This is a genomic window from Devosia lacusdianchii, assembly GCF_022429625.1.
Lineage (GTDB): Bacteria > Pseudomonadota > Alphaproteobacteria > Rhizobiales > Devosiaceae > Devosia > Devosia lacusdianchii.
The window spans coordinates 2,911,837-2,923,874 of record NZ_CP092483.1; the positions used below are offsets into that span (position 1 = coordinate 2,911,837).

Consider the following 12,038-nt stretch of genomic DNA (forward strand, 5'->3'; position numbering starts at 1 on the left):
ACTACTCGATACGCTTATCTGCGGATTGGCAGCTTATGCTGCTTCGTGGCCAATGTCACGCGTATTGCCTGTCGTATTGGAACTCGAGCAGCGGTTCGACGTCCTGCCGTCTGTAGACCACGCCGCCCGCGACTCCGAGATCCAGGGTGGGCTGGATTCCATGGGCGTCCATCCATGATCGAACTTGCCTACTGGAGCGACGGCCGCGCGCCGCGATCTCCGGTGGCAGGATATGGTTTCGCGCGTATTCGAGGACCTCACGATAGTCGAGGCTTCCATCGACGGAGACGGAGAGCTGGTTGGCTTGGATCAGCGCCTGATAGACGCGGTAATCCGCGACCCCCAGGATCAGGTTGGCCGTTCCAGCAGTGACCCTGTCGAGCTTCGGCGCCGGAAGCTCAGCTTGTTCGGCAATGAGCTCATCGAGCAAACTTTCGACGCCTTGCACCGCCACCGCCTTGAGCAGGCCTCTGCCCACCGGCTTGAAGAACTGGTACTCGAGGCGACCATCGAGCATCCGCTCGATCAGCGGCACCCACGGGCGACGACCGGCCGGGAAGCATGACATGGCATCGGAAACGGACATAAAACCCGGCTTCAACGGACCGGTTGGTCGGCCGTCCGCGATCGCTCCCACCAGCTTTGCAAGGCTGCGCTTGGAAAGCTGATGGCCGAGCGCCGTGATATCGACCGACATCCCCACGTAGATGAACATGTGACGCCGGCGGACCAGGTCATAGACCGCGTCCCCCGGGATACCGAGCTCGAGCGCCACCGTCATCAGCGGGACGTGATCCTTGTACTGCACGAACGTCCATCGAACCTGACCTTCATGGAGAAGAATGGGTGCCTTGGACGATGTCCCGATCTGGGTTCGTCGGATCCGCGAATGCGAAGCGAGGCGCATCAGAACCTCCTGGTTGTCCAGGATCTCGGTCTTGATCGTCTTGATCGGAATGAACTTGGCCGGTCGCTGCGTGCCCTTGCCTCCAACGCCGAACATGGCTGCGGCAAGCGCGAGATGCTCGGAGAGGGTTTCGAGAGCAAGCCGATTGAAGTCGGTGGGCAGGAAACGATCGCGGTGGACCAGAGCCAGAGCGCCGAAGGCCTTCCGGGGTCCCCATTCCCCCGGCCGATCGCCCGACGACCGACAGGCCTCGTCGAGGAGCAACCGAAAGCCATTGGGCCAGTCGAGGATGGCACGACCAGCGCCAGCGAGGAGGTGGGGTTCGATCGTGCCGATCATCGAGCGCTGGAAGTTCTTGGTGGCGTCCGTGCCGTCGACGTTCATCTTGGTCGCGGCGGCGATCGCATGGACGATCTCGAACAACTCTCCCCGGCTAAACGACGCAAAGGCGGTCGGCAGGAAGCTCAGATCGAGGTCAGGGAACCGGGGGTCGATCAGCGACGTGACGAAGTCAAGGGCCTCTCTGTCCTCGACGTGGATGGGGTCCTGAACGATGGATCGAAGGTCCACCGTTGGCACGTCGAAGCCCAGGTCGGTCTGCTCCCTGCAATGATCGCAGAACGCGATGCCCTGCGTGACCTTGAACCCGAGGGCCTGCTCGCATCGCGGGCATGCTGCGATGAGCGGATCAAGGGTCTCAGGATCGAACCCGAAGGTTCTGATCTGCCAGATGGCCCGAGCATAGGGGGATGATCGCAAAGCAGCCGGCGACACGCGTCGCGGGATGCGCTCGATGAAGATGTCGCGCAGAGGCACGCCGAAGAAGTCGACCCTGCCGTCTTCCAGTGTCGCGTGCATGTGTCGCGCCAGCGTGTTTGGCGGAAGACCCATCAGGTGCTCGAGGCGTGGGACGACATCCGGCCCCGCGAATGCGATCGACTCCGGCTTCTTCCTGCCCAGCCCCGCGAAGGCGAGCATGTCCGATGTTCTTTCGTAGACGTTGGTACCCGAAGCTCGTGCGACGAGTCCCGATAAGGACTCGTCCGGCATGGGAGGTGTTGGCCTGAAAACGGGCATCGTCAGCCGGTCCGCTTGACGCGGTCCTCCCTGAACGGATTGTAGAGGCAATAGCCCTTGGGGATGGCCCTGGAGTCCACCGCGTCCGCGAGATCGCCCAGCGTGACGGTTGAGTGGCCTGCACGCTGGGCGTGATAGACCGCTTCTTCGGCAATGCGGCACGTGATCCCGAGCAGACCTCCGGAGGCCTGCCACAGCATTTCGGGAATGCCGTGCTCCAGCAGGTTCGACACCTGGGGCAGAAGCCCATGCTGATGGATCTTGATGCCGATCATGCCGCAGTAGTTCATGTACAGTCGGGCCTCGTCGTCATCGCTCCATCGCAAGGGATCGAATGGCACCTCGTCGACGAACCGGCTTCTGAGCTGCGCGTCGACCGAGAGATGGACGCGTGCTTCGGGAATGCCGACGAACATGATCGGGACCATGCCCTCGATCATCATGAACTTCAGGGCATCGGTGACGTCGGTGCCGGTGGTTTCGAACGTCTTCGTGCTTCGTCCCTTGGACTGTCGCATCGCCCCTTGGGAAAGATGCTGGATCTCGTCGAGGATGAGCAGTTCGCAGGGTCGTACTCGGTTGGGATTGTTGATCTCGTCGTTCTCGCCGCGCAGGTAGGAATAGAGCTGCTTGCGAAGAGTGCCGATCTTGGCAGAGGGGCTGACCTCGGCGCCGAGCCTGGTGAGGATATCGGAGTAGAGGCCTTCCCTCGTAGCGCGTTCGTTGAGCGTCACGTGCAGGACCTTAACCTGTCGGCGGGCGATCTCAGCGGCCGGCATCTCGGCGGGGAACAGCCCCTCCGCGATCACCTCGGGCACGACGACCTTCTCGAGGTAGATCTTCACTGCGTGCGACTTGCCCGATCCGCTGAATGCGAACAGCTCGAGCCATCCCTGCGGCTCCCAAGGGCTCAAGCGGACGCCTCGTCGGGCACCCTCGCAGGCCTCGATGATGGCGTCGACCCTCGGGTGGTGGATGCGCATCTGCTTGAAGATCGCGGCGATCTCGGCTCTGGACAGTGGTTGGTTCATCGCTTGATCTCCTGTTCTGCCTGCTTCATCAGTTCGGCCAGGAGGTCGGCTGGGGAACCGAAGCGGCTCTCGGCATCCTTCAGTGGCGCCGTCGGGCTCGGCTGAGCTTCGGCCGGCGCGTTGGTCTCGACCTCTTCTGCCGGCTCCTCCGCCTTCTTCTTGGCGGCGAGCTTCATCCTTGTCCGCACCGCCTTCTCCGTTGCCTTCTTCCCGCCGCGACGGGGCGACTTGCTGACGTGCCGTTCGCCGGGGGTGCGATCGGCAGCAGAATCCTGAGGGATGTCGTGCTCGTCGCTCAGATCGGTGAATACGACCTCGTCGCCCGGGACCAGCTGCGGGGTGGGGTCGCGCATGGGCGCGAGCTGTCGGCGTTCCGCGAACTTCCCCGTGAACGGGGCGTGCTCGATGGCGTCGATGTAGGCTGCACGCGCAGCGGCCTGATCCTCGTAGGAATGGAACGCCATGTTGCGGTTCTTGGCGAACTTCTGGATCTTGCGCAGGAGGTACCAGGACGTGCCCTTCTGGTATTGCGGATCCCAGTTCGGCAGGGCGATCGATGTCCGCTTGGCCGGATGCCAGACATAGAGGTTGTCGGCATTGCCCGCCGAAGCGGTGGCCACCACCTTCACCGAACGGCTCGACGTGACGCCCTTTCGCTGATCGCGTTCCTTGCTGTAGCGGGCGAGCTCGCTCATCAGCTCGGTGGTGATCTTCGGATCGTGGAACCGCTGGCCCTCGAAGGTGATGCCCTCCGCGGTCAGGAGGCATTCCTTGGTGATGCCCATGACCTTGTCCAGCACCGCGACCTTGTCCGCCTTCGGACGTCCATGGGCCTCAAGGCCGTCCCGCCACTTCAGTGCTGGAGCCGCATTGATGCCCGAATGAACCTCCATGTGGTACCGGGTCACCACGAACCGCCAGAACAGGTCTTGAAGACGCTGTCGATCGTGGACCGCATCCACCTCGGGCTCGAGCTCGAGGAGGCTTCTGTCCTTCGGGGTCAAGGGGATACCTCCGGCAAGCCGATGCCAGACGTTCTCGTTCAAGGTGCCGAAGATGCGTTCGACATAGGCCTTGAACATCGGAATCTTCACCGGCGCCCAGATCACATCGATGTTGGCCGCCTCGCAGCTCGTCTGGAACGAGGTGCCGACGAACTCCCAGCCGTTGTCGACGATGATGGTCGCAGGCTTCCCATAACCATCCGCGGCTACGTTCTTCTCGCCGTACTCGTCGAGCAGGAACTTCTTCCTGCGCAGGACCTGTCGCAGGCATTCCATGACGGAATTGAGACTGGGGTGCTCGTAGGTGAAGACCGCGCCCAGGATCATCCTTGAATAGCAGTCGATGGCGCAGGTCAGCCACAATCGACCGGCAGCGACCGGCTTGCCGTTCTCGTCGAGCACCGTGGACCAGACGTCGATCAGGGTATGATCGATCATCACCAGTTCCAGGGGCTCGGACGCGATCATCGGCCGACGACGGCCGCCCATGCGCCGGAAGGCTTCCTTGGCGCCGTACTTCTGCTCCATGTTCCAGATGTTGCGGCTGACCTTGATCCAGTTGCGGATGGTCTGGTCATGCGGACGCGGGAACGGGTCGGTGTCGGTGATGGGTCGGCCGCGGTTCTCACGGCGGATGACGAGGATGCGATAGGCGCGATCGAACAGAGCGATGGCATCGCTGGGGCGTCGGGCGCGCCGCGCCCAGTACCAGGCGACGACAGCGCTCGCGAGGGTCAGGATCTCCTCGGGCCAGCGCTGCTCGCGGTCATGCTTGCCGCGTCTGTCGTAGAAGGCGGCCAACGGCCGTTCCATGGGCGCGCCGCAGTCATTGAGGGCCCGCAGCAGCGCACCTGGAGATGGCCTCCAGTCGAGACCGGCTTCCTTGGCGAGCGCATAATGGTCGCTGATGAAACGGCGAACGCCGACTGTGCCCCTGCCGACATTTCCCAGGTCGTCGTAGTGCCTACAATAAAAACGCAGCGTCCTCGCCTGCATCAGCCGTTGCTGGGCGATCAGCCGACGTTCCCTCTCCTTGAGGGTGATCTTGGGATCATCGGCGGGAAGCAGGGCCAATGGATCGACCTCGGCCTCGGGTCTAATCCTGCTCTGGGTCCCGATGCGATTGGCAAGGCCATCGCTTCGCATCTGGTCGAAGATGGACTTCTCGAGGACGATGGGGGCGTTGATGTACTTCTGGCGGAACACGAATGCAGGTTCGGCGTCGCGCTCGATCATGCATTCGCGGTACTCGGCGAGGACCGGCGCAGAATGTTCAGGAAGCAGCAGCTCATAGACCTGCCCTTCTTCGACATCGCTATCGTTCACCATGGCAAGCCACCTGGCAGCTCGAAGATCGGTCTCTTGTCCTGGACGCGGGATACCGTCGTGCTCGGCGTCAGCGGAACGGCGAGATCGATCGCGATCAGTCGACGCACATGCATCGAGCAGGCCTTGGCGAGCGCCTTGGGTCCATCGCCCAGGGCCTCGAGAACCCGCCTCCAAGGCAGGGTTTGATCATCGCCGAATGCCTCCCTGACCAGCGTCAGGTCTTGGGCCGAGAGCGTCGCCTTGCGCTTGAGGAAGACCTTCTGCACCAGGGCGTCGGTAACGGGATGGGAGATGTGCTCGCTCTTGACAACGGTGAGGAAGAACCATCCGGCGGCCCTGTAGGCCTGCTCGGCAAGAGCGAGCTTGTTCAGGTAGCCCTGATCGTGATTGCGCGGGTCCTCGTCGTCCTTCACCTCGATGATCATGGTGGAGATCGTTCCTTGGCTCTTGGGCTTCCATGCCCTGACGGCGTCGACGAAGGGCACGCCCCTCGTGACGGATGCCGCGAAGGCGGTGTCGACCGTGACCTGGAGATCCGGGATGAAGTCCATCCTCTTGGCCTCGCCGACGATCGCCATGCGGAGAAGATGAGGCTGGGCGAACATGCTGTGCACCGGGGTGGCGACCTCGCACAGCTCGTAGAAGGGCTTCTCGGCTCTGATGGATTCCCACTCGATGGCTCGCATGCCGGCCTTGACCATCACTGGCCGGCCGACTGGCTTGCGCTGGCGGCCGGTGACGATCTTTCGATAGGGCTGGGAGCCTCGGGTGAAGATCTCAGCGATTGCGCCGCCGTCGACGGTCTGAAATCCCTGCTTGAAGATGCGCTCGCGATGAGAAGACAATCGGCGATCCTTTCCTGCGACGCATGAATATGTTGCCGACAGCCTTTCGTGCTGACGGCGGCCAAGAATTGATAACTTTGAAAACCTCGTAGAATGCTGAGACCGACTGCCTAACGAGCGATGAAGATCATGGCAGCCGGCCTCGCGGTCATGGCTTGAGGTGACCTGGGCGGATTGGGAAAGGGATCACGTCCTCGATTCCCTCGGGGTGCAGGTCGGCCCGCCGGTTGGCTTCCGCCTGAACGGAGACGGCGATCGCGACGAGGGAGCGCTGTGCGGCTTCCTCGAATGCGTTCGGTCCCAGCTCGTCATGGACGCGCAGCAGCCTGGTCAGCACGCGGATCAGGAGCTCGTCAGTCATTGCGGTCGCTCCCGATCTCGGTGCCCATCGTGGCATCGGCCGCAGCGACCACGGCCTTGAAGCGTTCCCCGTCCATCACGCGGGTCTTCATGAGCTCGTCGGCGACGGCTCGAATGCGGTGTCGGTTCGCCGCCGACAACTCCATCGCCCGGCAATAGAGCCGCTTCAGATGCGCATCCACGGCGCGTGCGATGTCGGCGTTTCGAGCAAGGACGATGGGGACATCGTCCCTGTCGCCGCGATAGATGAGATCCTCGCCGAAACCCTCCGAGATGTAGAGGGTTGCCACGTATCGAGTGGAAAGCGCCAGGTCGCTCGTCGCATTGCCGCCGGACCCTGTCCCGGCTTCGCCCAAGATCTGTTCCTCAGCGGCCCTGCCTGCCAGCAGCTGGACGACGAAGTCCTCGACCGACTGCCTCGTCGGCAGCATGCCGTCGAACTGCAGGAAGGTGCTGCCCCCGTTCCCATTTGCGCATCACCATGTTGAGCGATTCCACCACGCCGATCTCGAGGACGAGGGCGGCCACTGCATGGGCGGCCTCATGCACCGCGGTTGCATGCAACGCCTTGGCTGTCCTGGGGTCTGCGGGTGCGATCGCATCGATGAGGTCGGCGATCATCATCGAGCGCCTGGCAGAACGAGCCAGCCGTCGTGCCGCCTTCACCCACTGCACGACCTGGGCGCCGGATCCACCGATGGCCAGCTGGGCAACATGCGTCAGGTCCTCACCGGCCAGATCCTCACCAAGGTGCTGCCGGAAGATCCCTGCCAGTGCCGCTGCATCGGGAGGATGGATCTCGATCACCCTGTTCAACCTGCCTGGTCTGATCAGCGCCCTGTCGAGCTTCTCAGGGTGGTTGGTCGCCCCGAGGATGACCAGCCGGTTGGTAGTATCGGCAACGGCGCCGTCTAGAGTCGTAAGGATATGAGTCACGACGGGCAGCCACCAATCAGCTCCTCTGGGGCTCAGGGTGGCCCTGTTGGGGATGGCGTCGATCTCGTCGAAGAACACCACCGCCGGCGCCATGGAGCGTGCCTGCTCGAACAGCTTGTCGATCTCCTTGATCACGCTGTCGAGGAAGCCTGGCGAGTTCGAGAACCACGCGGCGACTGACGTCGCGATCAACGGAAGGCCGGCGCTGTGGGCGAGGCTTCGAGCGAACGTTGTCTTCCCGAGCCCCCGGGCTGCTCGCCAGAACGACCGCGGAATCGATTTGATCGAAATCCAGCTCGCCCTTCCGCCACGCCTCCAGGTCGTCGATGAGGTTTAAGGCCCATTGCGAAGCCGCGCCATAGCCGTGCAGGTCGCGGATATGAGGCACGTCGGCGGTCATGGGATCGCTCAGGCTGCGATCGCCCATCGCCTTCCTGAGCCGCTCGACGGCCCTAGTCGCGCTTTCCCTGGGACGCAGGCAGGCGCAGATCTCGTCGAACGACAGGGAGATCGGCATGTCGTCGGGCAGGTTCCGCGGCAGCTTGCCGGTCATGCGCTTAATGACGGCGGCGACGACGCGCCCGGTCGGCGCCGGCAGCTCGATCGTCATGTCGGCGCCCGTCCTCATTGAGGCGGGCAACAGCTTCGCCGGGTCCTGGGAGATCCCGAGCACTCGGCCGCCGGCGGACAGCGCCGAGATGGTCTGGCCCGATGTGGTGTCGTCTGCCACCTGGGAAGCTCGAAGCGGGACAGTGCGGTAGTGCGCGAAGTCCCAGTGCCATGGCTTCATCAGCGCGTGGAAGGGTTGGACCCAGTCGGGTCCCGGGACCTTCAGGACAGCGCACAGGCGTGGCTCGTCGTGAAGCCGCTTGATGCCCTCCATGCCGACGACGCTCTCCAGAAGCGCAAGCGGCAGGATGAATTGCGGTGCCTTGTCCTGGTTCTTGTTGGACAGCCTGCCGGTGATGATCAACGGGGTCTCGTCCAGCCCATCGAGCCAGTCGGGTTCGTCGGCCATGATTTCTCTCTTCGCCGGCGCATGGGCGTGCCTGGACGCCCGGCGTGCTGCCGGTCCTCAATGCCCACTTCGGGCGCAATGTCGGATTGGGTTCAGTCGCTCAGGACGAGCGTTTGGCCGATATCGATATGAGGTGACGAGGAGCGCGAACGAGCGCGGCCGCAGCAACGAGGCGGGCGGTTTCGACGGCAATGTGCAGGGTCTGCGACATGGCGGGATCTCGTTCGACAAGTGAACAGATAGTGAACAACCAAAACCCTGTCAACGACGGTCTGACAAAATTCCGAGCCGGTCCGCGACAAGGTTAATCTCGACCGCTTGCATGAAAGGCCTGCGGTTCGCATGATGCTGGAGGGAGGCCGTGCATGACCGGTTACAACCACTATCCAGATTGCCCATGCGGATGGTGCGTCAACGACGGTCGTACGCGCATCGATCGCGCTCAGCTCAGTGCGTCCTATCGGGTGCACGAAGCCAAGACCTTTCTGTCCAGGAACGGCGCCAGATCCATCGCCGGATGCTACGTCAATCCGAATGCCAATTGCCCCGTCTGCGGGGCGGCCGTGTTCTTCTACGCCAACGCCTCAGGCAGCAAGGTCTATTTCGACGACCTTGGTCCCCCTTGGCAGAAGCACCCCTGCACCGACAATCCACGAAGGACCATCCGCGAGCATCCGGCCTTTGCCGGTGGGCCTGTGCGTCGAGCCGCAGGCATCACCCAGGAACTGGTGGAGGCAGCAAGAACTGCTGGGGCCTTTCACGCTTCTGCAGGCGTGGGTCGCTGGCATTTGCTCGTCGTGGTGGCCGTGGAACGACGAGGGAAGTCGATCAGGCTGCTGACCGAGCATCTGGCAAGCGATGATGCGCAGCGAGTTTGGATATCCTGCATATCGGACGAACCCCTCTTCGAGGTCGGCGACTTCCTCAGTCGACAGGGCAACCGCTTCTCGTTCTTGTACAAGGAAGCGATGTCGCCGGCCGGATTCATGTCGGGCGGACCTGTGACAGTAGAGGCCGTTGAGAAACAGGCGATGCAGGCTCCCGCGCCGCACATTCCAAGGCTGAAGCTGGCTCCGGCATCGAGGCTACCCATCAAGCCGGCTCGGACCTACGACATGACCAAGAAGGAAATGGCGCACTTCCACGCCCGGCATAGGACCGTTCAGCAGCTCTGCGACGACTTGCTCCCGACCGTGCGCTCCTATGCCAAGGACGGATTTCGCAAGCCACGACAGGTCGCCGAGATGCTGAACCGCGATGGGCATCGCACCGTCCTTGGTGCGAGGTGGACACCGAGACTGACTCATTTCCTGCTGGGGCTGATGTTTTTGCCGGAGCAGAACCAAGCCCGTCCCAGCGGCAGGCCATCCAGCAAACCAGACGCATCAGAACCGTCGTCGATGACGACGGAATCCATTGCAGAGCGGTTGTCGCGTCTCGGCCGGGTGGTGATCTCCGACTAGACTCGCGGCAGCTCAGGAACGGCCGATGCGAAGATAGGTCACCTCGAACCGCTTGATGGCGCGGTGCTCCTGAAGTCGGTTGGCCAACGTGAAAGCATCGTTCAATGCGAACTGCTGGAAGATGTCGAGACCTCGGTCCAACGATATCTTCCATCCGGTGTCGGTCACGATGTGCCTGGCATGCGCGCTGCCAGAGGAATCCAGCGACCAGGTGAAATCGACGCCAGAGCCTTGGCATCCGGCGACGATCGCATCCAGATGCTCCCGTTGCTTGTCGGCGCCGAAATCGTCGGCGACGGTCTCGAGGTGCACCTTCACCTGGTCCTCGGGAGCCTTCCTCCTGACGATGACCTCGATCAGCTCCATCAGGTTCCGGGCCTGGTAGAAAAGCCTGATGTAGGGGTCGGTGATCGTCACCAGCCTGGCGCCCTGGAGATAGGGCCCGAAGAGGGTTTCGTAGCTGATCCCCTTGCGGTTCTCACCGAAGACCTCGTGTCCCTCGGTCGGAACGGGTTGGGGCAGAGGGGCTTGCGCAAACCGCTCTGGGGCCGCGACGGTCTCCTCAGGATCTGCATGGACGACCGAGGCACCGCCTCGCTTGTGATAGAATTGCGGATACTCCTGTTCTTCGATGGTCGTGACCGCGTGCTTCCGGCCGTCGGAACCGATGAAATGGAAATCGACCTCGGGATATGTGCTGTCGATGCGTGCAAGCTGATCCTTGACCCGCTTTCGACTCTCCAGAGCCAGGCGCAGCAGCTCCTCGACCTCTGGTGCGGTCTCGCCGCCGCTAGGAAACAGGAGCTTGAGCATTCCAGACATCGTTTTGTAGATGGCGTCGCGATCGCGCGTCGAAATCTTCTCGCTCAATTGGAAGTGCGTCTGGAAACGGTTCGAGAAATCCTCTTGCCGCAGATGGCGGAGGATTTCGGCCAGATAGTCGACGATGAACCCGAAGCCCTTGGTGAACATCTCGGCGCGTATGACGTCGATCTCCCACCCAGGGACGTAGGCATGGAGGCGGTCGATGAAGGCGGAGTCGTGGAACTGCGGCGGCAACGCCTCGAACAGATCGCTGTTCTTGAGCATGTAGGGAACGTTGTGGTCGGTGTTGCCTACGAAGGCGAAGCTGGCCTCGGCGCCCATTGGGGTGATGCCGCGCGAGAAGCTCTTGTTGGCCATGTAGTTCTTCATGATGTCGACGAGGGCCTTGTTCGCCGACTTGTCCCTGCCGGCGAACTCGTCGAAGGCTACGACGTCCCAATAGCCGACCAGGCCAATGCGCCCGTTCGCGTTGTTCACGAAGAGCTTCGGCACCGAGACCTCTCCGCCTGAGATCAGTTGCCCGTGCGGGGAGAATTCCGAATAGATGTGCGACTTGCCCGTACCTTTGGGCCCAAGCTCGATGATGTTGTAATTGCGCTCGACGAAGGGAATGAGACGCATCAGTTGCAGCAGCTTGCTGCGCCGCCCGAAGGCCGCCGGGTCCCAACCGATGCTTTGCATCAGCAGGTCGATCCACTCGTCGGTGGTGAACTCCGATCGAGCTCCGAGATAGGCGTCGTAATCGACGCGCGCGATCTGGATCGGCTTGAGGTTCTCGATCACCCATGGGGATTTGCGAGCGTCCTCATCGAATTCGTATTGGACGTCGGTGATGCACCAGACCTGGGTGACAAGCAGCCGGGGGTTGGCTTTCACCGTGCCGCTGTCGATCGCCACCTTCTTGATGCCGAGATTGTCGAAGACCGCTTCGTAGCTGTCGGTCTTCTCGTTCAGCGATACGCTGACCTGATCGATGACCTTGTACCGGCCCTTCTCGCGGATAGTGGACTGGATCAGCCCAGCCTCGTTGCGGTGCACATAGTGCTTCCGCAGGATTTCCTTGACCGTCTCGATCCCGGTCTGGATGGAGGCCTCGTCATCGGTCGCGCAGTACTGACCCAACAGGTATTCGAGCACATAGGTCGGCACGATGGCGTTGCCCTTCACCGCCTTGACCAGGTCCTTGCGCACCACGTAGCCGGCGAAATGGGCATTGATCTTGTCGTCAAGGCTGCTCATCCGC

The 12,038-nt window shown here is 62.3% G+C and carries 9 protein-coding genes; 1 reads left to right on the forward strand and 8 read right to left on the reverse strand.

What is annotated here, in order from left to right:
* Nucleotides 1-55: 55 nt before the first annotated feature.
* The 7 genes from MF606_RS14395 to MF606_RS14425 all read right to left on the reverse strand — a co-directional run bounded on the left by MF606_RS14395 (nt 56) and on the right by MF606_RS14425 (nt 7,681).
* Nucleotides 56-1,885 (reverse strand): hypothetical protein, encoded by a 1,830-nt coding sequence (locus MF606_RS14395; RefSeq protein ID WP_240230039.1) that lies wholly within the window; start codon nt 1,883-1,885, stop codon nt 56-58.
* Between the two features lie 101 nt (nt 1,886-1,986).
* Nucleotides 1,987-3,015 carry a TniB family NTP-binding protein gene (locus MF606_RS14400; RefSeq protein ID WP_240230040.1) on the reverse strand — a complete coding sequence of 343 codons (1,029 nt, stop codon included), beginning with the start codon at nt 3,013-3,015 and terminating at the stop codon, nt 1,987-1,989.
* Nucleotides 3,012-5,348 (reverse strand): transposase family protein, encoded by a 2,337-nt coding sequence (locus MF606_RS14405; RefSeq protein WP_240230041.1) that lies wholly within the window; start codon nt 5,346-5,348, stop codon nt 3,012-3,014. Before MF606_RS14405 ends, MF606_RS14400 begins: the two co-directional genes overlap by 4 nt.
* The gene (locus tag MF606_RS14410; RefSeq protein ID WP_240230042.1) at nt 5,342-6,193 is read right to left on the reverse strand and encodes a hypothetical protein; all 852 of its coding nucleotides are present in this window, start codon (nt 6,191-6,193) and stop codon (nt 5,342-5,344) included. Before MF606_RS14410 ends, MF606_RS14405 begins: the two co-directional genes overlap by 7 nt.
* Nucleotides 6,194-6,341: 148 nt before the next feature.
* Complete coding sequence (locus MF606_RS14415) at nt 6,342-6,554, reverse strand: hypothetical protein (protein WP_240230043.1); 213 nt, start codon at nt 6,552-6,554, stop codon at nt 6,342-6,344.
* Nucleotides 6,547-6,984 carry a M41 family metallopeptidase gene (locus MF606_RS14420; protein ID WP_240230044.1) on the reverse strand — a complete coding sequence of 146 codons (438 nt, stop codon included), beginning with the start codon at nt 6,982-6,984 and terminating at the stop codon, nt 6,547-6,549. The genes MF606_RS14415 and MF606_RS14420 overlap by 8 nt, the downstream gene beginning before the upstream one ends.
* The gene (locus MF606_RS14425; RefSeq protein ID WP_240230045.1) at nt 6,920-7,681 is read right to left on the reverse strand and encodes an AAA family ATPase; all 762 of its coding nucleotides are present in this window, start codon (nt 7,679-7,681) and stop codon (nt 6,920-6,922) included. Before MF606_RS14425 ends, MF606_RS14420 begins: the two co-directional genes overlap by 65 nt.
* A 1,191-nt stretch (nt 7,682-8,872) precedes the next feature.
* Here MF606_RS14425 and MF606_RS14430 point away from each other — a divergent pair.
* Nucleotides 8,873-9,970, forward strand: coding sequence for a hypothetical protein (locus MF606_RS14430; RefSeq protein ID WP_240230046.1), 1,098 nt, complete (start codon nt 8,873-8,875; stop codon nt 9,968-9,970).
* 12 nt (nt 9,971-9,982) lie between these two features.
* On the opposite strand, the gene brxL is transcribed toward MF606_RS14430, so the two are convergent.
* Nucleotides 9,983-12,034, reverse strand: a complete 2,052-nt coding sequence (gene brxL / locus MF606_RS14435) for a BREX system Lon protease-like protein BrxL (protein WP_240230047.1) — start codon at nt 12,032-12,034, stop codon at nt 9,983-9,985.
* Nucleotides 12,035-12,038: the final 4 nt, after the last annotated feature.

What these genes read in the sequence shown, in the direction of transcription:
- MF606_RS14415 (WP_240230043.1), bottom strand. Translation starts at nt 6,554, where the DNA reads ATGACTGACGAGCTCCTGATCCGCGTGCTGACCAGGCTGCTGCGCGTC.
- brxL (WP_240230047.1), bottom strand. Translation starts at nt 12,034, where the DNA reads ATGAGCAGCCTTGACGACAAGATCAATGCCCATTTCGCCGGCTACGTG.
- MF606_RS14395 (WP_240230039.1), bottom strand. Translation starts at nt 1,885, where the DNA reads ATGCTCGCCTTCGCGGGGCTGGGCAGGAAGAAGCCGGAGTCGATCGCA.
- MF606_RS14430 (WP_240230046.1), top strand. Translation starts at nt 8,873, where the DNA reads ATGACCGGTTACAACCACTATCCAGATTGCCCATGCGGATGGTGCGTC.
- MF606_RS14400 (WP_240230040.1), bottom strand. Translation starts at nt 3,015, where the DNA reads ATGAACCAACCACTGTCCAGAGCCGAGATCGCCGCGATCTTCAAGCAG.
- MF606_RS14420 (WP_240230044.1), bottom strand. Translation starts at nt 6,984, where the DNA reads ATGCTGCCGACGAGGCAGTCGGTCGAGGACTTCGTCGTCCAGCTGCTG.
- MF606_RS14405 (WP_240230041.1), bottom strand. Translation starts at nt 5,348, where the DNA reads ATGGTGAACGATAGCGATGTCGAAGAAGGGCAGGTCTATGAGCTGCTG.